Raw genomic sequence first — 25346 nt, 5'->3', positions numbered from 1 at the left:
GAGCCACAGGCTCACCTGGCGTCCTCTCGTCGTACCCGCCTGGCATCATGCTGATCATGGATCATCAAGGGGAGCTCCGCCGTGCCGCGACCGACGTGGGCATTCCGGATGACGAGATCGGGAAGTTCACCGAACACCTGCGTCTGGCGATCCGGTTGAGCGGGGGTTCCGGCGATGCCCCGGTCGGGCAGTTCGGTGGGTTGCCCCGACTGCCGGTGGGCACCGACTGGCCGACCGCCGGAGCCAATCCGTTGCCCTTCATCTTCTCCGTCGACTGTGCGGCGCTGCCGAGAGTCGACGGCTTCGGCCTGCCGTCAGCTGGCTCGCTGCTCTTCTTCCTGGCCCACCAGGAGGACCACCTGGCCGGCGCCAGCGGCGACCGGAGGTACGCGCGGGTCGTGTATGTACCGGCCGACACCGATACCGAGGTAGCGGAAGAACCCCACATCCCCACCTTCGTCGGCGAGCAGTACGACGTCTTCGCCACGTTGGTCGCGCGACTGCCCCCTTGGATGGCGACGCAGGACGACGACGACGAGGAGGACGAGGACGACCTGTCGCCGTTTCAGCAGCAGTTGACCCGCGACCTGGAGCGCGATCTGCCGCATCTGGAGGAGCTTCGTGCGCTGGCCGACGACCTGTGGCCGCCGGATGAAGGGCTTGCCAGCGCCGATATCGGCGGGTATCTCGACGACGAGGTGATCAGGAGTATCGCGGAGCAGACCCTGGCCGGTCGGGAGAAGGCCGGCGAGATCGCCGTCCCGGTGGCGCAGTGGTACACCCAACTGGAGAAGGAGCAGCATCGGCTGACGAGCGAGTGGGTGTCGCTCGCCCGTTTTTCCCTCGCCGAGGAGTTCTACTACGGCAGCTTCGTCATCCGCCACGACGACCTCGCCGCCGGTCGGCTGGGCGAGGCGCTCTCCGTGACCGAGTTCAGTGAGTAGAACGGCCGCGGCGGTGCACCCGCGTTGCCTGAGGTCATCGTCCGTCGATCAAGCGGCGGGCTACCCTGACCTGCGGTGCCTCGATACCGCGTGACCAGAGGAGTCGATCTGACATGACGGCAGGACGACCGTTGCCGACCCAGGACGAGGTGCTCGGGTACTTCGACACGCTGTCGAACTGGGGACGGTGGGGCGACGACGACGAACTCGGCACGCTGAACCACATCACCGACGACGTCCGGCTGGCGGCGGCGCGGGCCGTACGGCACGGCAGGAGTGTGTCCTGCGCGTGGGAGGTCTCCGCACCGGGAGACATGGAGCGGTCGACGACGACGTGCCCGTGCACCGCCGACATGCCGGGTGCCGAGAACATGCCGCCCGCCTTCCACGCCGACCGGCGCTGGGGTTTCTCGTCCGAGCGGCTCGGCATCTCGTTCCACGGCAACACCCTCACCCACCTCGACTCGCCGTGCCACATCTTCTGGGACGGCGCCATGTACAACGGACGGTCGCACTCGTTTGTCGACGCCGAGACGGGCTCGGCGTGGGCGGCCGTCACAGCGGCCGCGAACGGGATCGTCACGCGTGGTGTCCTGCTGGACGTCGCGGCGGCCCGCGATGTGCAGTGGCTGGAGCCGGGGGAGGGCGTCCATCCCGCCGATCTTGTGGAGGCCGAGCGTCGCCAGGGGGTGCAGGTGCGACCCGGCGACGCGGTACTCCTGCGGACCGGTTACGGGCGCTTCCGGCACGAGAACGGCGCGGCCAGCGGGTTCACGCAGGCCGGCTGGCACGCGTCCTGCCTGCCGTGGCTGCATGAGCGGGGGGTGGCGCTGATCGGCGCCGACACCCCGCAGGACGTTCAGCCGTCGGGGTACGACGACGTGTTGATGCCGGTCCACGCCGTGAGCCTCGTCGCGATGGGCCTGTGGATGCTCGACAACTGCGACCTGGAGGCGTGCGCGACGACGGCTACCGAGCTCGGCCAGTGGGATTTTCAGCTGGCGGTCGCACCGGTCCGCTTCGCCGGCACGTCCGGCAGCCCGGTCAACCCGATCGCCACGTTCTGACCACGCGCGCGGCGTCTGCCGCCGCATCTGTGGCCGGCCACAGAACAGCAATGGGCGCCATCGCGCACCGCGTAGTGCCCCCGGTCCGGAGCCCGTACTGCATAATGCTGTTACGCATAGAAGAATGTGGATATTTGGCAGGGCTGTGGCCGCGCTGTGACGCGGTCGGAGCGACCGGGCTGGGCCGGTAGCCGCGGGGCGGTGCCGGATCAGGTTTTGAGAGGGCTACCACCATGACCGTGCCACGCCGGGAACACGTACCCGTCTGGGTTCGGCCGGTCCTCGCCGCCGCCGTTTCCGTCCTCGTCGTGGGGGTGCTCGCCGCAGCCGGTCCGGCCAATGCCGCCGATCCGCCGCACCGCGCGGCCAACCCCTATGTCGGAGCCCAGGTCTACGTCAATCCCGAGTGGGTCGACCACGCCACCGCGGAGCCCGGCGGCGACGCTGTCGCCGGACAGCCGACAGCGGTCTGGCTGGACCGCATCGCCAGGATCGAGGGAGACGACGGGAGGATGGGCCTGCGCGAGCACCTGGACGCCGCCGTGGCACAGCACGCCGACCTCGTCCAGCTGACCCTGTACAACCTGCCGGGACGCGACTGCGGCCGGCAGGCCCCGCAGGGTGAGCTGTCAATCGGCGACCTCGCCCGGTACCGGGCGGAGTTCGTCGACCCGATCGTCGAGATCCTCGCGACGCCCGAGTACGTCGACCTGCGGATCGTCGTCTTCGTCGAGCCGAACTCGCCGCCGGACCTTGTCGTCAACACCGGCAACCGGTACGCGGCCACAGCGGCCTGTGAGGAGGCGCTGGCGCGCGGCACCTACCAGCACGGGATCGGTTACGCAGTGGCCCGGCTCGGCACCGTACCCAATGTCTACTCGTATCTCGACATCAGTCACCACGCCGAAGTCGGCTGGCCGGAGGACTCCGGTCCGCTGACGGCGCTGCTGTCGCAGGCCGCGACCACCGCCGGCAGCACGCTGGCAGACGTTCATGGTTTCGTCGCCAACACCGCCAACTACTCCGTTCTGCACGAGGAGTACTTCCGCTCCGACGATGTCATCAACGGCCAACCGGTGTACCTGTCCAGGTGGGTCGACTGGAACCCGTTCATCGACGAGGTGCCCTACGTGCGACACCTGCGGGGTCTGTTGACGGAGGCGGGCTTCAACCCGAACGCGGGCGTGGTCGTCGACACCTCACGCAACGGTTGGGGCGGCCCGAGCCGACCCACCGGCCCGGCGCCCTCGGGCGACGTGGACCGTTACGTCGACGGCAGCCGGATCGACCGGCGGGCAGCGATCGGGAACTGGTGCAACCAGAGGGGCGCCGGCCTCGGCCAGCGCCCAGTCGCCGAGCCGGAACCAGGCATCGACGCCTACGTCTGGGTCAAGCCGCCCGGCGAGTCCGATGGCGCCAGCGGCAGCCCGACCGTCGGCCAACCGTACGAGCCGTTGTGCGACCCGAACTACCTGCCGCCTCGCGGATCCGCGTACGACACCGGGGCGATGCCCGGCGCCCCGCCGCTCGGAGAGTGGTTCCCGGCGCATTTCCGTCAACTGCTGGCCAACGCCTGGCCGGCCCTGTGATCGTCGTTTCACACCGACAAGGCGACGCCGACCCGGCTACGCGCTGCTCAGCTCAGCTCCAGGACGGGCCGGGTCAGGATCTCTTCGGCGTACCCGTCGTCGGAGGCGAGCCACTGCCCGAAATCCTTGTCCCGGTAAGCGGTCGCGAGGGCGAGCCACCCCAGGAAGAAGCCGCTGCCGCCGCATGTGGTGCTGCCGCCGTCGCCTCCGCACACGACGGTGCGTTCGGTGCTCGCCTCGTGCTTGTACGGATCCTGGCCGATCGCCAACCCCCACAGGTTGGTCTCACTGTGCATTCCGGTCGTGTAGTCGAACGGGTAGCCGTCGTTGGGGCAGTCGTCACCCCAGCGGAACAGAGTCGCCGCCCCCGCTCCACACGCCCACTCCCACTCATCCGCGGTCGTCGTCCGTAGGCCGGCGCTCGCGAGCTGGGCCATCGCCTCGTCGTAGGACACGTCAGTGCTCGCTCGGGCCCTCGTCACCCGCCCGGTCTGGTCGAACTCGACGCTCAGTCCGCCGGCAGACCGGAACGTGCTCACCCCGTCGAGCTGATCTCCCGCCGACGCGATGAGTTTGAGCACCCGGGGGTCGTCCGGCGCCAGCGGAGTGTCGCAGGGGTCGAACGCCTCCACAGCGACCAGCATCGCTGGCAACTCGACGCTGCGCACCGACGAGGTCATGGCGTCGACGTACTTGGCCATCGGTGGAAGGCCGTACTCCGCAGCGCTGTCGGCGTAGCTGGCCAGCTGGTCCGATGTGGGCCGGAAACGGGCCGCGTCGTAGCCGAGCGTCGGTCGGCCACCGGGTACCAGAGCGAACCGCATCCCGTCCCGCTCGAACAGCGCCGTCCGGTGCGACAGCCCCGCGTACACGGTGTTCTGGAGGCCGACCGGCACTGTCAGGCAGTGCCGGTCGGCGATCTCCTCGGCGAGGCGCTGGGCAGCACCATCGGAGAGGTCATTCCACTGGGCATACGTGAGATCGGCGTACGACACCACGCAAGAATAGGATCTGACGTTCTGCTCCCGCAGGCACGGAAACGTCACGAGCCAAACGCGTAGCCGCCGGGTCGGACCGGGTAGCGGGACAGGTTGTACGGAGCGGTGTCGATGCAGTACCGCTTGGCGGGTCTGGTCGGGTCGCCGCCGGCCTGGAGCGTCTCGATCTGGTCGGCTCGACCCGGACCGCCCTCAATGATCTTGATAACGAAGACGTGGTTGACCATCGGACTGCCGCCCTCCGGGACGACAGCGGTCACCAGTGCGGTGTCGCCCACCACGCTGACACACGTCACCTCGGCCCGTCCCTCGCTCGCCACGCTCCCGTCGATCCGCGCGTGCCGGAAGCGGAACACGCCATGGCCGGTCCCGTGCTGGTCTACCCAACCCACGACGCCGAACCGGATCTGATGACCGAAGGTCCCCGGCTCGTTGTAGACGAAGCCACCGACGCCGGCGATCCACGCGCCCGGCGTGGCGGGCACCTCCGGTGGGTCCTGGTCGTCGGCCTGAGCGGCCGCCGGGGCACTGACGGCCGTCACTGCCGCGGCGAGCGCGGCGACAAGCAACCTGCGAATCGTCATGACTTCTCCAATCTTGAAACAATCGCTGCGCGTCGGCCGTAGTCGGTGGTCACGGCGATGACGAGCGGGCCCCACCCGAGCATTGGCGCGTAGTAGCGGAGCACCTCCCAGTCGGGAGCCCGGAGCGCCGGTTCGTCGTCGCCGATGCCCACCCAGCCGCTCTGCACAAAGTGGAACCTGTGGTTCAGGAGGAAGTAGACGCAGATAGCGACGAGCGACCAGCCGCCGATCAGCGCGACGCGCACGACCGGACGCGCGGGTATGCGGCGGCCCCCGATGCGGGGCACCCAGTGCGGAAATCGCTGCCCCCACCCGTGCACCAGCCCGAGTGTCAACAGGGCCAGGCCCATCGACAGCGCGGACAGGAAGATCATGTACCACTGGGTGACGGCATCGTCGGTGAACACCAACGACAGTCGCCAGGCCGCGGACGGCAGGACGCAGAGCGGGACGGCGTAGGCGGCCCACACGGTCCAGGGCGGCGGGGCGGCGGTCGAGACGCGGGCAGAGTCAGCGTGGTTCATGGACGCTCCGATCCTGGGAGGCGGTGTCGGTCGAGGTGGCGAGGGCGTAGCCGGTGGTGGTGACGGCCAACGACATTCCCCAGCCGAGGAAGACCAGCAGCGTGGCGGTGACGGCCCATCCGTCCCACACGTCGGACCAGCGCGCGTCACCGGTGAACAGTTGGCCGACGAGCACCGCGATGCTCAGCACGCCGTAGGCGACCAGCGTGAGCGCCACCACGCCGGCTGGGATCACCGCCAGCCGTCGGGGGACCTGTCGACCGTGTAGTCCCGGCACCCAGCGCGGAAACTGCTGCCCCCACCGCTGTACCAGCCCGAGAACGAGCAGGCCGGCGAGCGGCGGGACGAGCGTGATCGCCACCCCGGTCGGCGTGGAGAGGTTACGCCCGATGTCGTCCAGTTCCCGCTCGGAGATGCCGATCGGAACGCCGAGCACCCACAGCCCGTGCGGCACGGCCCAGCCGAACACGGGCAGCGCGACGGCGACATACGCCCAGCGGCGCGTCCACCGGGGCACCGGTCGGTAGCCGACGGCGGCCGGTCCGCGGCGGGGCCTGGATGCGCTCGCGAGCCCGGCGAACAGGACGCCACCGGCCACCAGCACGAGCCGGGCCCCGAGGTCACGCCAGTCCGAGGGCCGCCCCGCGAGCGCCGCCGGGATCTCGAAGACCAGGTGCAGCGGGAACGCGACCACAAGGAGCAGCGCGGCCGCCGCCCAGCTACCGGCGGTCGCCCGGGTGCCGGGAAACCGGACAGTGCACCCGAGCACCACCGCGAGGGCGACGCCGACTCCCACAGCGCCCCACCCCGACCAGAACGGCAACGCCACGACCTGGTCCGCGCCGCACCCGCCCGCCGGATCAACCAGATCGGTGCGGTCGCAGGCGGTGTACCCCCACCGGCCACCCGCGATCCAGTAGAGCCGCTGAGCCACCGCAGTGACGACGAAGATGGCACAGGCCAGCGCCCACTGTCTTGCGCGGGTCGGTATCTCCATGACAGCCATGGACCTACGATCGCCGGCTGCGGATCGGTTCTCCTCCCCGACAAAAGGGGAGGCGCTCCCTCCGCCGGGGGACAGGCTGACCGGGGGTACGGACGCGGGCGGTGCGGGGCTGGCGCCTGTCGCCTCAAGGAATGCTCAAATTCGATCGACGTGAACCACTGAGGCTGCGAACGCACATACGCTCACCGGACCGGTCCGCCGGCAATCACCCGTCGCAGGCAGAAGGAGGGGGAATGCGGCGATCACAACGGCGCATCGCGCTACTCGCGCTGTCCACCCTGGTGGGTAGCATCCTCGTGACGACCGGCCCTGCGGGCGCGGATCCCACGGGACCGTCAGCCGCCACCAGCCGATCCCAGCCTGAGGATCGTGAGTCGGTACGCCTCGTACACATCAGGCTGACCGGTGCCGACATGCTGGACAAGGTGGCCGCTGCCGGCTTCGACCTCGAACACGGTCTCCGGCGCGTGCCGAACGGCATCGAGGGCGAAGCGGTGGTGACCGCCGAGCAGGTCACCGAACTCACGGCGATGGGCGTCGAGCTGCTCGGCGACGACGCGGGCTTCGCCTGGAGCAACGAGGCCGACGGTGGCCTTGGCATCGACGCCGCCAGCGCGCGGGCGGCCCAGCCGGCGAACCACGACGCGACGGTACGCGTCGTCCGCGCCGACTGGTTCACCACAAAGGGTCAGGGTTTCCTCTACGTCGAGGCGCGGACCACCGAGGGGCAGCAGGCGGACCCGATCGTCGGGATGCAGCTGGAGAACGACTCGGGGAAGGGCACGCCGTTCGGCTTCGCCCGGACGATGAGCCGGTTCGTCGACTCGGGGCAGTACATGTTCCACCGGAACCTCTTCAAACTCGACGTACGCCCCAACAAGATCAAGCTGACGAGTTCCACCGGTGGCGTCGCGACCGGTGTCGTCTCCAACTGGTTGGAGGACGCCTCGCCGCCGCTGACGGCGAACCCGTCCTACAAGTCGGACTTCGTGGACGGCTACCGGCACCCGCAGCAGCTCTACAGCCGTGCCAAGGAGATCGCCCGTCAGTACCCGGACATCGCCGAGATCGTCTACCTGCCGAACCAGACGAACGGGTACCAACGCAAGGCGCAGGCCCAGATCGGCGGTACGGGGCAGGCGGCTGTCGTCGTCACCTCAGCGGCGTGGGGTCACCAGGGCGGCAACGACATCACTGTGGACTTCGTGGACCGGCCCGACGCGAACCTTCCGCTGTCGGTGGAGGTCACCGGCAAGGCGGTCCGTGTCCTGCTCGCCACGGACGCCTCGGGTGCGCCGACGAGCACGGCCGCCGAGGTGGCTGAGGCGCTGCGGACCCGCTCTGCGGGGCTCATCGACCGGGCGCACCCGTACCGCACCAACGAGGGCACCGGCATCGTCACTCCGACGTCCGGCCCGGTCGCGCTGACCGACTTCCTCGACCAGAAGCGCGTCGGAGCGCCGGAGGGCGAGGTGCCGCGCGGCCCCGCGACGATCCCGGTCCTGCGGATCGGCAAGCACCGTGACGGTAAGAAGCCCGGTGTCCTCATCCAGGCGCAGGACCACGCCCGCGAGTGGGTGCCGGCGACGACCAGCCTGGAGTCGGCCGAGCGTCTGGTGCACAACTACCGGTCCGATCGGGAGACGAAGAAGATCGTCGAGAACACCGACGTCTTCTTCATCCTGTCCAACAACCCCGACGGGGCGAACTACAGCTTCTACAACTTCGCCTCGCAGCGTAAGAACATGACGAACCACTGCCCGGACGTGAGCGCCGATCCGGCGCAGCGGAACTCCTGGGGCGTCGACCTGAACCGGAACTACCGGGTCGGGTCGGGTCACGACGGCTACGCGGGAGGGTCGACAAACTGCGTCAGTGGCACCTACCAGGGGCCGGAGGAGCTGTCCGAGCCCGAGTCGAAGAACATCATCTGGCTGGTCGAGAAGTACAAGAACATCAAGTTCATGATGTCGGTGCACTCCAACGGCGGCCAGCTCTTCTGGCAGCCCGGCGCCTACATCGCGGACGGCCGGATCACCACGCCGCGCCCGCCGCTGGGTGACGAGGCGTTCTACTGGCAGTCCGCCGCCAGGATCCTGTCGCAGGTCAAGGCGCACCGGGACACCGTCGTCACGCCGGAGAACGTCGGCGGCTCGTCCGACGTCCTCTACTCCTCGGCGGGCAACGTACGCGAGGACCTGTACCACACCTACGGGATCTACGCGTTCGGCTGGGAGGTCGGCGGCTCCGTCTACAACCCGGCCACCGGCGACTGGCAGGGCGGTTCGTTCCAACCGGAGTGGGACGGCAACCCCGAGCTCGTCAGCGGCCACGCCGAGACGATGGAGTACGCCAACGGGATCATGGAGATGTTCCGGGTCGCGGCGGACTGGGGCAGGGACAAGAAGAACCCGACGTCCCAGTTGGTTCCGGGCGCTGGGCGCTACTCCGGGCCTGTCGACGTGCACTTCGAGACCAGCGAGCCGGCCACCATCTACTACACGACTGACGGCAGCCGGCCGACGCTCGAGTCGCCCCGCTACGCGGCGACCGAGTTCCGTGAGCCGGGGCAGGTGTTCCACGTGACCGAGACGACGACGTTCCGTTGGTTCTCTGTCGACAGCGCCGGCAACATCGAGAAGAACTACGACCCGACGAAGAACGACAAGCGCAACAACTACCGCAGCGCGACGATCAGGATCGCCACGCGGTAACGCCCCGCGACGACAGTTGCCCCGTCGGTGCGGATCACCCGCGCCGACGGGGCAACTTCTGCGTGAACAGGTCGCGGCGGTCAGCCGCGTCGACCTGCCTGACGTTCGGGCCGACGTCGAGTGAGGGCATCCCGAGGCACCAGCCAACACCCGCGCCAGGATCGTGGAACTGCGCTAGTGCGTGGTCAGCGGCCGTGCACCTCCAGCTCCCACAGCGAGTAGCCGTACGCGGGCAGGGCCCGCTGGGTGCCTTGGACGCGTAGGTAGCGGCCGGTGGCCGAGAGGGCGATGTCGTCCACGCCGCCGTCGCCAGTGGTCGTGGTGTGCACCGGCGTCCAGGTGACGTTGTCCGCAGAGACCTGGATCTGGTACGCCCGCGCGTACGCCGCCTCCCAGGTCAGCTGGACCCGGTCGAGGGTGCGGGACGTGCCGAGGTCCACCGAGATCCACTGCGGGTCGGCGTACGCGCTGCCCCAGCGGGTGGTGGCGTTGCCGTCAACGGCGTTGGCCGCCGCGTGCGCGCTGCCCGGCTCCACGCTGGACGCGGTGACCGGCTTGCCCCGGGAGAGCACCGTGCCACCGGCGGCGGTGCCGTGGACGTTGAGGTCCCACAGCGAGTAGCCCCACTGGGTGGCGCGTTGGGTGCCGTACACCCGTAGGTAACGGCCGGTGCCGGTGACAGTGATGTCGTCGACGCCGCCGTCGCCTGTGGTAGTGGTGTGCACCGTCGACCAGGTGACGTTGTCCGGCGACACCTGGACCTGGTACGCCCGCGCGTACGCCGCCTCCCAGGCCAGCCGAACCCGGTTGATCGCGTACGTGGCACCCAGGTCGACGGTGATCCACTGCGGGTCGGCGTACGCGCTGCCCCAGCGGGTGGTCGTGTTGCCGTCCACGGCGTTGCCCGCCGCGTGCGTGCTGCCCGACTCGACGCTGGACGCCGTCACCGGCCGGCCCCGGGCCAGGTCGGTGGCAGGCGGCTCACTCGGGCCGTCGGCCTTGATCCGCACGTTGCGGTAGTTGATGTCCATTCCGGCGCCGTCGTTCTGCAACCCGATGTAGCCGTTGGCGATGGCCCGGCTGCTGGCGTAGTCGTTGATTTTGAAGCCGTTGAGCCAGATCTCGACCCGCTGTCCGTGCACCCCGATCTCGTAGGTGTTCCAGGAGCCGGGTGGGTTGAGCGCCGCCGCGCGGGCGGCCTGGTTGGGTGCCTGGAAGCTGTAGACGCTGCCGGTGGTTCGCGTCGGGTCGCCGTCGGTGGCGTCGATCTGGATCTCGTGACCGGCGGCGACCGGGCCCCACGGGTCGCCCTGCGGATCGGGGAACCCGATGAAGACCCCACCGTTGTCGTCGCCCGGCATCATCCAGTCGACCTTCAGCGAGTAGTTGGCGAAGGTACGCACCGGGTACCAGAGCAACCCCATGCCACCGTTCGACGTGAGGGTGCCGTCGGTCAGGGTGAAGCCACCCGGCCCCGCCTGTCGCCACTGCCCGAGGCTGGCCTCGGTGCCGTCGAACAGCGGGCTGTAGCCGGGCTCCGGCCGGCAGTCGGCCGCCACCGCCCCGGCCGCCACCTGGATGCCGCCCAGCAGCATGCGGGTGAAGTTCGGGTCGGCGTAGCTCTGCTCGGTGTGGCCGAGGCCGGTGTACCAGGAACGTCCACCGCCATAGCTGTGGCACCAGGTGATCGGGTGGTCACCACCCATCGACCCGCCGGTGTACGACGACTCGTCGAGGCTGGCCAGCACCTTGACCGCCGAGCGGGGGTTGGTCCGGTAGTTGTACCACTCGTCGGTGCGGGTCCAGGTCGATGGCAGGTGCGCGGTCGAGGCGTTGGCCCGGTCCTCGACCCGCACCGTCGCCTGCTGGGTGGCCGGGTGCGAGGCGAAGTACCCGCCGACCAGCCCGCCGTACCACTGCCAGTCGTATTCCGTGTCGGCGGCGGCGTGCACTCCGACGAAGCCGCCACCGGAGGCCACGTACGCCTCGAAGGCGCCCTGCTGGCCGGCGTCGAGCACGTCGCCGGTGGTGCTGAGGAATACCACCGCCTGGTACTGGGCGAGGTTGGCAGCGGTGAAGGTCGCCGCGTCCTCGGTGGCGGTGACGGTGAAGCCGTTCGTCGCGCCGAGCTGCTGGATGGCGGCGATGCCGTTGGGGATGGAGGAGTGCCGGAAGCCGGCGGTCTTGGAGAAGACCAGGACCTTGCTCAGCTCTGCGGCCTCAGGGGCCGCGGTCGCTGGCCCGGCCGGTCCGACGGCGGCGACACCAACGGCGAGCAGGACAGCGAGCGCGATTCGTAGCGGCGGCGTCATCTTCATCGACACGATCTCCTCTGGATCGTCGTGCGGATGCGGGTCTCGCACCCCGGGAACTGCCCCGGTGTGCCCACGTCCGCCGAAACGAGGGCGATGTCGAGACGACGCGGAGCGGTGCCACAGTGCCGGGTTGTCGGCATCCGGATGACATCGATCCACATCGCTGATGTGCAGTTAACCTCGGGCGTCTGTGCGGGTCAATCCCTCGCACATGGGCCGGGTCACCTCAGGCGCGGTGCGCCGCCACGTTGATGACGTTGCCGTCCGGAGCGCGGACGAAGAACCTGCGCACGCCCCACGGCTCGGTGGTCAGCGGGTGCACGATCTCGTAGCCGAGCCGCTGTGCCTCGGCATAGGCGCCGTCCACGTCGTCCACCTGCACGCTGATGACCGAGTCCTCGGGCGCGGTCGCGTCGCCGGAGACGAGCTGAACGGCCACGTCGGGGTCGGACGAGGTGTACCGGGCCACCCAACCCAGGCTGAACGCCTCGGTGCTCAAGCCGAGAAAGTCGGTGTAGAAGCCCCTCGCGGCGCTGACGTCAGCCACCGGAAGGTTGGGCAGAATGCGGATGACGCGCATGGGGACCTCCAGCTCAGGCGATCGATGCCCCCTGATTATGCCGACCGTCAGGCCCTGATCCGGTCGGCAGGCGTTCCCGGTCGGCGAGGTCGCGACCATGGGCGGGCGTTCGGGGTTCTGGTTCGGCCGGGGGTGCTGGAGCAGTCAGCTCAGCGCCGCCGCCTTGGCGAGCAGCACCGAGCGTTCGCGCTGATTGGCACAGAGCCGGGCGGCCAGCTCCAGCTCGGCGCGTGCCTCCGGAAGCCGGCCGAGGCGGGTCAGCAGCTCACCGCGTACGGTCGGGACGAGGTGTGACCCGGGGAGGCGGTTCGAGGCGATCAGCTCGTCCACGATGGTCAGGGCGTGTGCCGGGCCCGAGGCCATGGCGACGGCGACGGCCCGGTTGAGGTCGACCACCGGCGAGGGCGCGACCCGGCTCAGCGTCTCGTAGAGCCGGACGATCCGTGCCCAGTCGGTCTCCTCGACCGAGGGCGCCGACGCGTGCGTGGCCGCGATCGCGGCCTGTAGACCGTAGGGGCCGAGGCCGCGCTGCGATGCCCTGGCCAGCGCGGCCAGCCCACGGCGGATCGCCGGGAAGTCCCACAACCGGCGGTCCTGGTCCTCAAGGAGGATCGGGGTGCCGTCCGGGTCGGTCCGGGCCGGAAAGCGCGCCGCCGTCAGCTCGCACAGGGCGAGCAGGCCGTGCACCTCCGGCTCATCCGGCTGGAGCGCGGCAAGTGTGCGGGTCAGCCGGATCGCCTCGTACGCCACGTCGGTGCGCAGCAGCCGGTCGCCCGACGTGGCCGTCGACCCCTCAGTGAAGATCACGTAGAGGACGCTGAGCACCCCGCCCAGCCGCTCCCGGCGCTCACCGACCGGCGGCAGTTCGAACGGCACCCCGGCGGCCGCGATCGCCTTCTTGCCCCGGGTGATGCGGGCCTGCACGGTTGGCACCGGCACCAGGAACGCACGGGCGATCTCCTCGGTGGACAGGCCGCCGACCACCCGCAGGGTGAGCGCCACCCGTGCCTCGCGGGAGAGCACCGGGTGGCAGCTGACGAACATCAGCGCCAGCACATCGTCGTCGATCGCGTCGGTGTCGATCTCCTGATCGAGGGCGGGACCGGCCGCCAACAGGGCGTATCGCTCCTGGAGGGCGACCCGGCGGCGGATCGCGTCGATCGCCCGCCGCCGGGCCGTGGCCATCAGCCACCCGGCCGGATTGGCCGGAAAGGCACGTGGCCAGCACACCAGCGCCTCGGCCACCGCCTCCTGGGCGGCGTCCTCGGCCAGCCCGAAATCACCTGTGAACCGGGTCAGCGCGGCGACGATCCGCGCCGACTCGATCCGCCAGACGGCCTCGACGTCGGCCGTACCCATCAGACCTGGCCGTTGCTCTCGCCACCCTGCGGGACCTCGTCGGCCTCGGCCACCCGCCGGACCTCGATCTTGGACCCGCGGATCGCCGGGACCCGCTTGGCCCACTCGACCGCCTCCTGTTTCGTGGCGACATCGAGCATGAAGTAGCCCCCGAACAACTCCCTGGTCTCGCCGTACGGACCGTCGGTGACCACCGGTGCCTCGCCGCTGAAGTCGACGACGACGCCCTGACGCGGATCGTCCAGCCCTTCGGCCGCGACGAGGACGTCGGCCTTCATCATGTCCTCGATGAATTGGCGGGTGGTGGCCATCATCTCGTCGAGATTGGCCATCATGGCCGCGTTCGTCTCATCGGTGCCCCGCATGATCAACAGGTACTTCGACATCGCGTTCTCCTCATCCGACGGGGCCGTCTCCCGGCCCCAGCATCCCCACGTCGAACGGGCGGCCCACGGATCGACACGGACCCGGACCATTCTTTCCCTGTCCCTGCTCCGCGATCTTGCACTTGCTGTCCCGACATACGGGGCACCTCACCCATGTCGACAACTGAAACTGCATGATCGACGTGGCGGGGAGCGCCACCGCCGCTTGATTCGATCGGTAATCGTCAATAGATTGAGGGCGGGCGCCGCCGGGGTCCGGGCGACCGGGCCGTCGGCGGCTGACAGGTCCACCCCCGAGCCGGGCATTTCGGTCGTACGCGCGACCGGTCGCTGTGGCGCACCGCCGCGTCACATCCAGGGCACGATGTCGCGCCGTGTCCGTCCAGGACACGCCGCCGTGCCGCCTCCGCTCAGCTCGATGGCAGAAGGACCCTTCATGACGATTTTCCGTGCCCGCCCCGCCGCGACCCTGGTGGTCGTAGCCGCGCTGGCCGCCGCCGCGACCACAACCGGAGCGGCGGTGCTCAGCGGCCCGGCCACAGCCGCCCAGGGTTGCCGGGTCGACTACACGCCCAATCAGTGGCCCGGCGGATTCACCGCCGCCGTCAAGGTCTCCCCGGGGGACGCGGCCGTCTCCAGTTGGACAGTCACCTGGACGTACGCCGGGGACGAGCGGGTCACCAGCGGCTGGAACGCCACGGTCAGCCAGTCCGGATCGACGGTGACCGCCCGCAACGCGTCGTACAACGGCAGCATCCCGGCCGGTGGCTCCACCGAGTTCGGGTTGCAGGGCACGTACGGCTCCAGTGGTGGTGCGCCGACCGGGTTCAGCCTGAACGGCGTAGCGTGCAACGGCGCCACGCCGCCGCCAACCACGCCGCCGCCAACCACGCCGCCGCCAACGACGCCTCCGCCGACGACGCCTCCGCCGACCACTCCGCCGCCCACCACCGAGCCGCCGACCGGGTGCGCCGGCGCGGTGCTCTGCGACGGCTTCGAGGGCCAGACCGGGTCGACGCCGTCCGGTGACTGGGCCGTGGTGAGCCCGGACTGTTCCGGCGCGGGTAGCGCCACCATCGACACGGCGACCACGCACAGCGGCAGCCGGTCGGTCCGGATCAACGGCGCCGCCGGGTACTGCAACCACGTCTTCATCAGATCCACGAAGAACCTCGGCAGCGTGGGCAACGTGCGGTACGGCCGGATCTGGGTCCGGCACACCACCGCCCAGCCCACCGAACACACCACGATGATGGCGATGGCCGACGCCGCCGACGGCAACAAGGACCTGCGGTTGGGTGGCCAGAACGGCGCCCTGCAGTGGAACCGCGCCTCCGACGACGCGACACTGCCCGAGCAGAGCCCGGCCGGGGTGGCGCAGAGCCTGCCGCTACCCACCAACCGGTGGACCTGCGTCGAGTTCATGGTGGACGGCGCGGCCGGTCAGCTGCGTACCTGGGTGGACGGCACCGCCATCCCCGGGCTGACCGCGGACGGCGCACCGACGCACGACATCGACGGCCAGTGGTACAACCGCACCTGGCGGCCGCAGCTCACCGACCTGAAGCTGGGCTGGGAGAGCTACGGCGGCGGAGCCGACACCCTCTGGTACGACGACGTCGCGCTGGGTTCCAGCCGGATCGGCTGCTGACCCTTCGGGGTCGTGGACGGGCCCGTCAGCGGCGCCCGCAATGGTGATGAATGTGTCGAGGGTGTGACCCGGAACCTGGGTCACACCCTCGACTGCGTCGGCGTGAGTGGGCGGCCGGAACGTGGGCTGGCGTCCGCCGCCGGCTGGCGTACCGCACCCCCCGCCTGCCAGGCCGCGGAGGTGCTGTTGATATGTTCGCGGCTATGAAAACCGTTTTCATTAAGGCGGGCCTGTGCCTGGTGCTGGCCGCGGCCGGCTGCTCCGACGGTGGAGCCGCCGCACCGGTCGCGCAGGGCCACTCGGCCACCCCGGTCCACCTCACCAACTGCGGACTGCCGGTCGCCGTCGCCGCGCCACCCCAGCGAGCGATCGCACTGGAACAGAACGCCACCGAGATCATGCTCAGCCTCGGTCTCGCCGACCGGATGGTCGGCACCAGCTACCAGACCGACCCGGTGCTGCCCGACCTGCGCCCCGCCTACGAGAAGGTGCCGGTGCTGGCCAAGCTCTACCCCTCACGAGAGGCGGTCCGGGCGGCGAACCCGGACTTCGTCTACTCGACCTACACCTCGGCGTACGCGCCGGACGCCGCGGGTTCGCGCGCTGACCTGGCCACCCTCGGCGTACCGGCGTACCTCTCCGGGTTCGCCTGCGAGAAGCCGGCGGACGCGACCCCGACGGTCACCTTCGACGGGATCTTCGATGAGATCCGCGACATCGCCGGCGTCTTCGGCGTGCCGGAGCGGGCCGACAAGCTGATCCACGAGCAGCAGAGTCGGTTGGATGCCGCCCGAGGTGCGATGCCAACGGCCGCGCCGAACGCCGGCCCGTCACTCCTCTGGTACTACTCCGGAACGAGCACCCCGTACGTTGCCGGACACGGCGGGGTTCCGGACGCGATCAGCTCGCTGCTGGGTGCCCGCAACACGTTCACCGATGCCAGCCAGAAGTGGCCGGCCGGCAACTGGGAGGAGATCGCCAAACGCAACCCGGCGGTGATCGTGCTGGCCGATCTGACCAGGGGTGGAGACGGCGACAGTGCCCAATCGAAGATCGACTTCCTGCGCCGCAACCCGGTGACGTCGAAGCTGGACGCGGTGGTCGCCGGACGGTTCGTCACAGTGCCCGGCTCGTCGATGGATCCGTCGATCCGCAGCGTTCAGGCGGCGGAACTTGTCGGTGCCCACCTGCACGGGACCGTCCGATGACGCCGCCGGCCGGCACCGATGTCGCCGCGCTCGACCAGTCGGCCGCCCGCCGCCTGCTCGAACTCTGGAACGACCAGCAGTCCGCCTACGTGGCCCACCGCGACCTGCGGTTCGACGCGATGGCCGACGTGCTGCGGCTGCACTGCCCGGACGATCTCGCGATCCTCGATCTGGCCTGCGGTCCCGGTGCGATCAGCGACCGGATCCTGGCCCAGTTCCCTCGTGCCACCGCCGTCGCGGTCGACTACGACCCGATCCTGCTGAAGGTCGCGCGGTGTGCCCTGGACCGGTACATGCCGCGGGTCGAGGTCCACGACGTCGACCTGGTGGCCGACGGCTGGGAGCAGGCGCTGACCGGACGGCGGATCGACGCCGTGCTCACCTCGACGGCACTGCACTGGCTCGCGCCGGAGCAACTGCTGCGGGTCTACACCACCGCGGCGCGGTTGCTGCCCGCCGGTGGTGTGCTGCTCAACGCCGACCACCTCCGCTACGACGAGTCGGCGCCCACCCTGCGCGACATCGCCAGTCGGCACGACGCGCAGGTGCAGCAGGAGACATTCGCTGCCGGAGCGCTCACCTACTCCGCCTGGTACGCCGAGGCGGCCCGACACCCGGAACTGGCCGGGCTGGCAGCCCAGCGGGAACGGCGGTTCGCCGACCGACCGCCGCAGGCCCCGGCCGCACTGGGGTTCCACCTGGCTGCCCTTCGCGCGGCCGGGTTCGCCGAGGTCGGCACCGTCTGGCAGTACCTTGACGACTACGTGGTGTTCGCCCGCCGATGAACCCGCGAGTCGTACGATCCCTCGTCTCGGTGAGCGGCCCGCGCGGGTCGACGCGACGAGACCCGCCACCCCGCACCGGCATCTCGAGAAACGGCCGGTACGTCCTTCCGTTGGCAGTGCTCCTGCTGCTGGTCACCATCGCCGCGGCGGTCAGCGTGGGCTCGGCCGATCTGCCGATCGGCAGCGTTCTGCGCGCGGTGGCCAGCCATGTGGGCCTCCCGGTCCAGCCGCTACCGCCGTTGCCGGACAGCATCGTGTGGGATCTCCGGTTACCCCGGGTGCTGTTGGCCGCGTTGGTCGGTGCCGGTCTGGCGGTGTGTGGGGCGGTGCTACAGGCGCTCACGCGCAACCCGCTGGCCGACCCGTTCCTGCTCGGTGTCTCGTCCGGCGCCTCCACCGGAGCGGTGGCGGTGCTGGTACTCGGCATTCGGATCGGCGCCGGCCCGGTCGACCTGACCACCGGCGCGTTCGTCGGCAGCATGGCCGCGTTCGGCGCGGTGCTGCTGCTGGCCGGCCGGCGGCGCGGCGAGCCGACCCGGATCGTTCTCGCCGGGGTGGCCGTCTCGCAGCTCTTCAGCGCGGTGACAAGCCTGATCGTGATCTCCGACGCGCACACTCAGGACACCCGTAGCGTGACGTTCTGGCTGCTCGGCTCGCTGACGGCGGCCTCCTGGGCATCGGTGGCGCTGAGCGCCGTGGTTGTCGGCGTCGGCCTGCTGGTCTGCTGGGCCAGCGCGACGGCGCTGGACGCGTTCGCGTTCGGCACCGATACCGCCCGCTCGCTCGGCTTCTCTCCCGGACGCACCCGGCTGCTGCTGTTCACAGTCACCGCCCTGATGGCTGCCGCGTTGGTCGCGGCGAGCGGTGCGATCGGTTTCGTCGGGCTGACAGTGCCGCACGCCGTACGGTTCCTGTTCGGCTCCGGGCATCGGACGTTGCTGCCCGCCTGCGCGGTGATCGGCGCGATCTTCCTGATCTGGGCGGACACCGTGGCGCGGACCGTCTTCTCACCACAGGAGCTGCCGGTGGGCGTGCTCACCGCGCTGCTCGGGGTGCCGGTGTTCGCGCTGGTCATGCGACGCCGGACGGGTACGCCGTGATCGCGGCGGGCGCTGCCGGTCGGGGAGTGGGCGACAGTGGTCGGGCGACCGGCGGTGACCAGTACCCGGCGGGAGCGTTGCCGGCGCGGCTGGACGCGGACGGGATCGGATGGGGCGTGGCCGGCGTGCGGATCCTTGCCGGGGTGGCGCTCACCGCCGAACCGGGCGCCACGGTCGGGCTGCTCGGGCCGAACGGCTCCGGCAAGTCGAGCCTGCTGCGACTACTTGCCGGTCTGACCCGGCCGGAGTCGGGGCGGGTGCTGCTCGACGACGTCGCGGTGGACGCGGTACCCCGGCGTGCGCTGGCTCGGCGGATCGCGGTGGTCACCCAACAGGTGGCCACCGACGTGGAGATGTCCGCACTGGAGGTGGTCCTGCTGGGCCGGACCCCGTACCGGCCACGCCTCGCCGGGGTCGGGGCCGCGGATGTGGACCTGGCGCGGCGCGCGCTCGCCGAGGCGGGCCTGGCCGGGTTCGAGCAGCGGCGCTGGTCCAGCCTCTCCGGTGGTGAGCGGCAGCGGGTGGACCTGGCCCGCGCTCTGGTGCAGGAACCGGATCTGCTGCTGCTCGACGAGCCGACAAACCACCTGGACATCCGGCATCAGCTGGAGTTGCTGCGATTCCTCGCGGAGTCGGCCAGCACCGTCGTGGTGACCCTGCATGATCTCAATCTGGCCGCGCAGTACTGCGATCGGCTGGTGCTGCTGCACGGTGGACGAGTGGTCGCGGCGGGTACGCCCGTCGAGGTTCTCACCACCGGCCGGATCGAGCAGGTGTATCAGGTGCGGACGGACGTTGCCATCACCGCTGACGGCCGGCCCCGGATCTGGTACCGCAGCCAGGCGACGTAGGCGCCGACGGAGCGCGGGCCGAGCCGCCGCGGCACACAGATCCGTACTTCACACGCGAGGATGTCCGAACACTGTTTGGTCCGCACTGTGGCAAGGGTGGGGAGCGCGTTGCCGTGTCCGCCCTCGGCAGCCGTGCGGTCGGGGACCGAGGAGAGACGACAATGGACAGTACGTTGAGCGACATCCTGGACGCGGCGGCGCGCGGCCACTTCCCACCGCCTGACGGCGGGACGACAGTGGTGTCGCAGCCGAGCCGCCGCGACGCCGGAGTCATCGCCTTCACCGGACACTCGGTGGTGTTCACCGACGAAGATCCCCAGTGGGTACGTCGTACGCTGGCCACTCTTGACTGTGACTCCCTGGCGGCCACGATGAATCCGCGCTTTCTGGGTGCGCTGCTCGACCGCACCCGGCGGTCCATGGACACGATCGACCTGCTGACCGTCGCGAGTTGCCTAACCGGGCCGCCCCCGCTGCGGCTGACCGAGCTCGCGGACGGCGATCATCCCCGCGAGGTCAGGGCCCGTCGGCGCCGTGACGACGTCCGCGTCTGGGCCGCCCAGGGCGGGGTGGTCGTGCTCGGCCGGGGGGTGGCCGGCCGGTGGGAGACGGCGATAGAGGTCGACGACGAGCGTCGCCACCGGGGCCTGGGGCGGGCGCTGGCGACGGCCGCCCGACATCTGGTGCCCGACGGTCAGCCGGTCTGGGCCCAGCAGGCCGCCGGCAACGCGCGCAGCGTGCGCGCCTTCCAGGCGGCAGGGTTCCGGCCGGTGGGCGCTGAGGCGCTCCTTCTCCGGACGTAGGCGCTGTGCCGGACGAGCCGGTCGTACCACTGTGGGCCGAACCGTGATCGGCGGGACGTTTCCGCGATCACGCCCGGGGGCATCTCGGCGGGTGAAGGGCAGCCGCCCGCCCCCCTGATCGAGGAGAACAACATGTCGGCCCAGGCAGTTCTGTACGTCATCGCCGTCATCCTGATCGTGCTCGCCGCCCTGCCGCTGCCCACGAGGGGTGTCTCGCTCGCGCTTCTGGGTGCCGCCTGCGCCCTGCTCGCCTACGCCTGGCCGGTGATCACCGCGTGACCTTTCCGTGAGTCATCGTTGGTGCGGTCGGTGGCCGGCAGCCTGAGCACGATCGGGCTGCCGGCCACTGACCGTGAGTCTGTCGCTCGCACGGAGCCTGCTTGCTGAGTTTGTTTCACAAGCGTAGGAAGAACACCACCCGTCGATCTGCCGTCCAGCGTCGAAGGAGATGCGTGTGACCACCTCCAGAGGGCTCCGTCTCGCCGTGTCCGTGCTGGTGACAGCGGGCGCTGTCCTGCTCGGCACGGCAGCCCCCGCCGCACCGCCACGGGCCCCCGCTCCGGTCGGGCAGCCGTCCTGCGACCCGATCGACCCGACCGCCTGTCTGCTGCCGTTCCCGAACGACCATTTCACGGTGCCGGACCGGAGCAGCCCCACCGGCAAGCGGGTGCGGTTCGCCGCCGCCGCGATGCCCGCCAACGTGCAGGGAACCCCGATCGACCCGACGGAGTGGAACCGGCAGGACGGGTTCAGTCCCGGCTCGCCGATCCTGGTGCGGGTACCCGGCCTCGACGCCGCGGCGACCGGGATCGCCCCGGTCACCGACATCGGCCGCTCGCTGGCGCCGGACGCGCCGATCGTGCTGCTCAACACCCGGACCGGTGAGCGCACACCGTACTGGGCCGAGCTGGACGCGCACGCCACCGGTCAGCCCGACCGGCAGCTGCTGATCATCCGGCCGGCGGTGGCGCTGACCGAGGGCACCCGCTACGTCGTGGGGCTGCGCGGCCTACGGGACGGCAACCGGGCGTTGATCCCGGCACCGAAGGCGTTCACCGCGTACCTGACCGGTGCCGGCCGCAAGCAGCGGGACGCTCGGGGGCCGCAGGTGAGGCGCATCGTCACCGACCTGGTTCGGACCGGCGTCGAACGGCACAGCCTCTACCTGGCCTGGGACTTCACGGTGGCCAGCCGGCACGGGCTGACCGGCCGGATGCTGGCGGTCCGGGACGACGCGTTCGCCGACCTCGGCCGGGCCGCGCCGTCGGTCACCGTCACCCAGGTGACCGACTATGCGCCGGAGCAGGATCCGCTGATCGCTCGGCAGGTGACCGGCACCATCGGCGTTCCGTCCTATCTGACCGGCGACGGCGGGCCCGGCTCCCGGCTGCACTACGGCCCGGCCGGCGGCGCCGGGACGCCGCCCACGCCGAACGCCCTGCCCACGCCGTCCGGGGCGACCGTGGCGGCGGACTTCGTCTGCAACATCCCGCGCAGTGCCTCGGCCGCGCGGCCGGCGCACCTCTCGCTCTACGGCCACGGGCTGCTCGGCCGACCGACCGAGATCAACGCCGGCAACGTCAAGACGATGTCGAACACCCACAACTTCACCTTCTGCGCCACCAGTTGGATCGGCATGGCCGCCGCCGACGTCCCCTTCGTGGCCGGCGCCTTCACCGACCTCAGCGTCTTCCCCGCGGTGGCGGACCGGTTGCAGCAGAGCTTCCTGAACTTCCTCTTCCTGGGCCGCGCGATGATCCACCCGGACGGGTTCGCCGCCCACCCGGCGTTCCGGGACGCCACCGCACGGCCGCTGATCAACCGCGCCGGTGGGCTGCACTACGACGGCAACAGCCAGGGCGGCATCAACGGAGGCGCGCTCACCGCCATCGCCCAGGACTGGACCCGATCGGTGCTCGGCGTACCGGCGATGAACTACTCCACGCTGCTGCAACGCAGCGTCGACTTCGCGCCGTTCCAGAGCGTGCTCGACGGCTACTACCCGGACACTGTCGACCAACAACTGATCCTCGCGCTGCTGCAGATGTTGTGGGACCGGTCCGAGGCCAACGGGTACGCCCAGCACATGACCGACCGGCCACTACCGCGCACCCCGGCGCACCAGGTGCTGATGCACGTGGCCTTCGGCGACCACCAGGTCTCGCCCGCCGCCGCCGAGGTGCAGGCACGCACCATCGGCGCGCGCCTGCACACCCCCGCGCTCGCCGACGGCTGGTCACTGGACGTGCGCCCGTACTGGGGCATCACACCGATCCGCCGCTACCCGTACGCCGGCTCGGCGATCGTGATCTGGAACAGCGGCGCGGCCCACGCGCCACCGCCGACCAACCTCGCGCCGGTCGGACCGGAGTTCGGCGACGATCCGCACGAGTTCCCCCGCGCACAGGCCGGAGCCCAGAAGCAGAAGGCGGTCTTCCTGCTCACCGGCAAGGTCGTCGACGTCTGCGCGCGGACACCCTGCCCGTGACGCCGGGCCCGCCGGGACGACCATCCCGGCGGGCCGGCGCGCGCTACGACAGTGGCGTCATCCCCATGAGCAGAGCCTTGAGTACGCGATCGACGTACTCGTGAGTCAACGGCTCCTGGGTGATGAGGAACCGGAAGTAGAGCGGGCCGGACAGGATCGCCATGGCCACGTCCAGGTCGAAGTCGGGTGAGATCTGCCCCTGCTGCTGGGCGCTGCGCAGCCGGGCCACGGTCCGGTCCGCCTGCGGGCGGATGAAGCGTTCGTTGAGCGCCGCGGCGACCATCGGATCGTGCTGGGCCTCGCCGACCAGGGCCCGGTAGAGGGGGCCCAGTGGCGGCTGGCCCAGGAGGTCGACCGCCGCGTGGATCTGTTGGCGCAGGTCGGCCACGATGTCGCCGGTGTCGGGATAGTCGAGCGCGGGTTCGCCGGAGGTGAGCACCGCGTCCAGGAACAGCGAGCCCTTGGAAGGCCAGCGCCGGTAGATCGTGTGCTTGCCGACGCCGGAGCGGGCCGCGACCCCCTCGATGCTGAGTTTGGCGTAACCGACCTCCTGCGCCAGCTCCAGCGTCGTACGCATGATCGCCTTGGTCCGGTCGGCGGCAGTGGTGCGGCGGTCGTCGCTCATGCCGTCACTGTAACGGCACGGCACGTGCCGTTGACAATGTGCGGATGCGTGAACAGACTGAGCGCGATCCACCTAACGGCACGGCACGTGCCGTTCCACTGTTTGACGCCGGGGTCATCGCGCACGCCTTGACACGCGGCCGCCGCCTCCCCGGCTCCACGCGAGCCGCGGACACCTGACCGACCGAAGGGGAAGAACCGTGACCGAGACGCTGAGCCGGAACGCCGACAGCGACCTGCGCCCCCCGTCTGGGCAGAGGTCGCCCAGCCGGCGGTTCGACGTCGACCGCTGGCAGCGGCGATTCGACGAACTGCGCCACACCCACCACGTCCCCGGCGCGAGTCTGGCCGTGCTGCTCGACGGGGAGGTCCACGAGCTGGCAAGTGGCGTGCTGCACCGCGGCACCGGAGTGGCGGTCACCCCGGACTCGGTATTCCTGTCCGGCTCGATCGCGAAGGTCTACACCGCAACGCTCATCATGCGACTCGCCGACGAGGGGAAGCTGGACCTGCACGCGCCGGTGGTGGACGTGCTGCCGGAGTTCGCCACCCCGGATCCCGAGGCGACCAGGACGATCACCATCCGCCAGTTGTTGTCCCACACCGGCGGCGTGACCAACGACTTCAACTTCGACGGCGGTCGGGGTGACGACTGCCTCGCCCGATACGTCAGCGCCGCCCGACGGGTGGCGCTGGACTGCCCGCCCGGCACGGCCATCTCGTACGGCGGGCTCGGTTACATCGTCCTGGGCCGCGTCATTGAGAAGCTCACCGGCCTCACCTGGGACCAGGCGCTCAAGAGCATCCTGTTCGAGCCGCTCGGCCTGGAACGCTCGATGACGCTGCCGGAGGAGGCCCTGCGCTTCCGCGCCGCCATGAGCCACCTGGGCGAGGCGGGCAGTTATCCCGACCCGGCTCCGTCCTGGGATCTGATGCCCCGCTCCATGGGTCCGGCGGGCCGGGTCATCGTCTCCGCCGGCGACATGGCCCGCTTCGCCCGGATGCACCTCGACGGCGGCCTCGCGCCCGACGGCACCCGGGTGCTGTCCAGCGATGCTGCCGCCGCCATGCGAGACCGAGCGGTCGACGTACCCGACAAGTGGACGGTGAGCGCCGACGGGTGGGGTCTGGGTTGGACGCTCTACGACTGGGACGGCGTCCCCGGCTACGGCCACGACGGCGCGGCCATCGGTCAGTACGCCTACCTGCGTGTCGTCCCGCACGCGAACCTCGCCCTGGTCCTGATGACCAACGGCGGCGCCGCCCGACTGCTCTACGCCGACCTGTTCCGCGACCTGCTCGCCGAACTCGCCGACGTCACAATGCCCGCGCCGTTCGCCCCGGCCCCCGTGCCACAGGCGATCGACCTCGAACCGCTGCTCGGCACGTACCGGCGCGAGGGCGTCGTCCTCACCGTCTCGCGCGGCGACGACGGCTCGCCGCACCTGCGGTACGAATTCGTCGACGACATGGCGGACATGTCACCGCCCCTGGAGATGGACCTGGAACCGGTCACCGCAACGGTCTTCGCCGCCTCCGGCGCGGGACCGTCCTTCAGCGAGGACTACATGCCTGTGGTCTTCGCGACCCTCACCAACGGCACTCAGGTCTGTTACGTGGGCATGCGCGCCACGCCCAAGGTCGCCTGAACGCCCGGCGGGGGGGGGGGGGGGGGCGCGCCCCCCCCGCGGGGACCGAGAAAAGCCCACGAGTAAGACAACCCCCGCAGGAACCAAAAGTAAAGGAAAAAGACAACACAAAAAAACAAAA

The 25346-nt window shown here is 70.3% G+C and carries 22 protein-coding genes; 13 read left to right on the top strand and 9 right to left on the bottom strand.

Annotated elements, in window-relative coordinates:
* Window positions 1-56: 56 nt before the first annotated feature.
* The 3 genes from AB0B98_RS02765 to AB0B98_RS02755 all read left to right on the top strand — a co-directional run bounded on the left by AB0B98_RS02765 (window position 57) and on the right by AB0B98_RS02755 (window position 3600).
* Entirely contained in the window at window positions 57-944 is an 888-nt protein-coding gene (locus AB0B98_RS02765; protein WP_357360354.1) for a DUF1963 domain-containing protein, read from the top strand.
* Window positions 945-1057: 113 nt separating this feature from the next.
* Window positions 1058-2011: a cyclase family protein gene (locus tag AB0B98_RS02760; RefSeq protein WP_357360352.1), complete on the top strand. Its 954-nt coding sequence runs from the start codon at window positions 1058-1060 to the stop codon at window positions 2009-2011.
* 233 nt (window positions 2012-2244) lie between these two features.
* On the top strand, window positions 2245-3600 hold the full coding sequence (locus tag AB0B98_RS02755) for a glycoside hydrolase family 6 protein (RefSeq protein ID WP_357360350.1): 1356 nt from the start codon (window positions 2245-2247) through the stop codon (window positions 3598-3600).
* Between the two features lie 47 nt (window positions 3601-3647).
* Here AB0B98_RS02755 and AB0B98_RS02750 read toward each other — a convergent pair whose 3' ends face one another.
* From AB0B98_RS02750 to AB0B98_RS02735, 4 genes are read right to left on the bottom strand one after another with little or no spacing between them, the layout of a single operon-like run.
* Window positions 3648-4595, bottom strand: coding sequence for a hypothetical protein (locus AB0B98_RS02750; protein WP_357360348.1), 948 nt, complete (start codon window positions 4593-4595; stop codon window positions 3648-3650).
* Window positions 4596-4642: 47 nt separating this feature from the next.
* Complete coding sequence (locus AB0B98_RS02745; protein ID WP_357360346.1) at window positions 4643-5182, bottom strand: hypothetical protein; 540 nt, start codon at window positions 5180-5182, stop codon at window positions 4643-4645.
* A complete protein-coding gene (locus AB0B98_RS02740; RefSeq protein WP_357360345.1) occupies window positions 5179-5706 on the bottom strand; it encodes a hypothetical protein in 528 nt (175 codons plus the stop codon). The genes AB0B98_RS02745 and AB0B98_RS02740 overlap by 4 nt, the downstream gene beginning before the upstream one ends.
* A complete protein-coding gene (locus AB0B98_RS02735) occupies window positions 5693-6712 on the bottom strand; it encodes a hypothetical protein (protein WP_357360343.1) in 1020 nt (339 codons plus the stop codon). The genes AB0B98_RS02740 and AB0B98_RS02735 overlap by 14 nt, the downstream gene beginning before the upstream one ends.
* A gap of 233 nt (window positions 6713-6945) precedes the next feature.
* On the opposite strand from AB0B98_RS02735, the gene AB0B98_RS02730 reads away from it, so the two are divergent.
* A complete protein-coding gene (locus AB0B98_RS02730; protein ID WP_357360341.1) occupies window positions 6946-9426 on the top strand; it encodes a M14 family metallopeptidase in 2481 nt (826 codons plus the stop codon).
* A 185-nt stretch (window positions 9427-9611) separates the two neighbouring features.
* Here the strand turns inward: AB0B98_RS02730 and AB0B98_RS02725 are convergent, their stop codons facing one another.
* The 4 genes from AB0B98_RS02725 to AB0B98_RS02710 form a co-directional block, all read right to left on the bottom strand.
* Window positions 9612-11744, bottom strand: coding sequence for a ThuA domain-containing protein (locus tag AB0B98_RS02725; protein ID WP_357360339.1), 2133 nt, complete (start codon window positions 11742-11744; stop codon window positions 9612-9614).
* 223 nt (window positions 11745-11967) lie between these two features.
* Complete coding sequence (locus AB0B98_RS02720) at window positions 11968-12321, bottom strand: VOC family protein (RefSeq protein WP_357360337.1); 354 nt, start codon at window positions 12319-12321, stop codon at window positions 11968-11970.
* 144 nt (window positions 12322-12465) lie between these two features.
* Window positions 12466-13680: a DUF6596 domain-containing protein gene (locus AB0B98_RS02715; protein WP_357360335.1), complete on the bottom strand. Its 1215-nt coding sequence runs from the start codon at window positions 13678-13680 to the stop codon at window positions 12466-12468.
* Entirely contained in the window at window positions 13680-14066 is a 387-nt protein-coding gene (locus AB0B98_RS02710) for a YciI family protein (protein WP_357360333.1), read from the bottom strand. Before AB0B98_RS02710 ends, AB0B98_RS02715 begins: the two co-directional genes overlap by 1 nt.
* Before the next feature lie 436 nt (window positions 14067-14502).
* On the opposite strand from AB0B98_RS02710, the gene AB0B98_RS02705 reads away from it, so the two are divergent.
* The 8 genes from AB0B98_RS02705 (at window position 14503) to AB0B98_RS02670 (ending at window position 22952) form a co-directional block, all read left to right on the top strand.
* Window positions 14503-15717, top strand: coding sequence for a cellulose-binding domain-containing protein (locus AB0B98_RS02705; RefSeq protein ID WP_357360331.1), 1215 nt, complete (start codon window positions 14503-14505; stop codon window positions 15715-15717).
* Window positions 15718-15920: 203 nt separating this feature from the next.
* Entirely contained in the window at window positions 15921-16925 is a 1005-nt protein-coding gene (locus AB0B98_RS02700; RefSeq protein ID WP_357360329.1) for an ABC transporter substrate-binding protein, read from the top strand.
* The gene (locus AB0B98_RS02695; RefSeq protein ID WP_357360327.1) at window positions 16922-17710 is read left to right on the top strand and encodes a class I SAM-dependent methyltransferase; all 789 of its coding nucleotides are present in this window, start codon (window positions 16922-16924) and stop codon (window positions 17708-17710) included. The genes AB0B98_RS02700 and AB0B98_RS02695 overlap by 4 nt, the downstream gene beginning before the upstream one ends.
* A 116-nt stretch (window positions 17711-17826) precedes the next feature.
* Window positions 17827-18810 carry an iron chelate uptake ABC transporter family permease subunit gene (locus tag AB0B98_RS02690; RefSeq protein WP_357360573.1) on the top strand — a complete coding sequence of 328 codons (984 nt, stop codon included), beginning with the start codon at window positions 17827-17829 and terminating at the stop codon, window positions 18808-18810.
* Window positions 18807-19661 (top strand): ABC transporter ATP-binding protein, encoded by an 855-nt coding sequence (locus AB0B98_RS02685; protein WP_357360325.1) that lies wholly within the window; start codon window positions 18807-18809, stop codon window positions 19659-19661. Before AB0B98_RS02690 ends, AB0B98_RS02685 begins: the two co-directional genes overlap by 4 nt.
* Window positions 19662-19822: 161 nt before the next feature.
* Window positions 19823-20464, top strand: a complete 642-nt coding sequence (locus AB0B98_RS02680) for a GNAT family N-acetyltransferase (RefSeq protein ID WP_357360323.1) — start codon at window positions 19823-19825, stop codon at window positions 20462-20464.
* Between the two features lie 132 nt (window positions 20465-20596).
* Entirely contained in the window at window positions 20597-20743 is a 147-nt protein-coding gene (locus tag AB0B98_RS02675) for a hypothetical protein (protein WP_238667867.1), read from the top strand.
* A 175-nt stretch (window positions 20744-20918) separates the two neighbouring features.
* Complete coding sequence (locus AB0B98_RS02670; protein WP_357360321.1) at window positions 20919-22952, top strand: hypothetical protein; 2034 nt, start codon at window positions 20919-20921, stop codon at window positions 22950-22952.
* 43 nt (window positions 22953-22995) lie between these two features.
* Here AB0B98_RS02670 and AB0B98_RS02665 read toward each other — a convergent pair whose 3' ends face one another.
* Window positions 22996-23577 (bottom strand): TetR/AcrR family transcriptional regulator, encoded by a 582-nt coding sequence (locus tag AB0B98_RS02665; protein ID WP_357360319.1) that lies wholly within the window; start codon window positions 23575-23577, stop codon window positions 22996-22998.
* A 199-nt stretch (window positions 23578-23776) separates the two neighbouring features.
* Between AB0B98_RS02665 and AB0B98_RS02660 the strand changes: the two genes are divergently transcribed.
* Window positions 23777-25225: a serine hydrolase domain-containing protein gene (locus AB0B98_RS02660; protein ID WP_357360317.1), complete on the top strand. Its 1449-nt coding sequence runs from the start codon at window positions 23777-23779 to the stop codon at window positions 25223-25225.
* Window positions 25226-25346 lie beyond the last annotated feature (121 nt).

The organism is Micromonospora sp. NPDC048947 (genome assembly GCF_040649495.1).
Taxonomy (GTDB): Bacteria; Actinomycetota; Actinomycetes; order Mycobacteriales; family Micromonosporaceae; genus Micromonospora; species Micromonospora alfalfae.
Note: the sequence above shows the minus strand (reverse complement) of the source record. Positions and strands in the feature narration are given on the sequence as shown.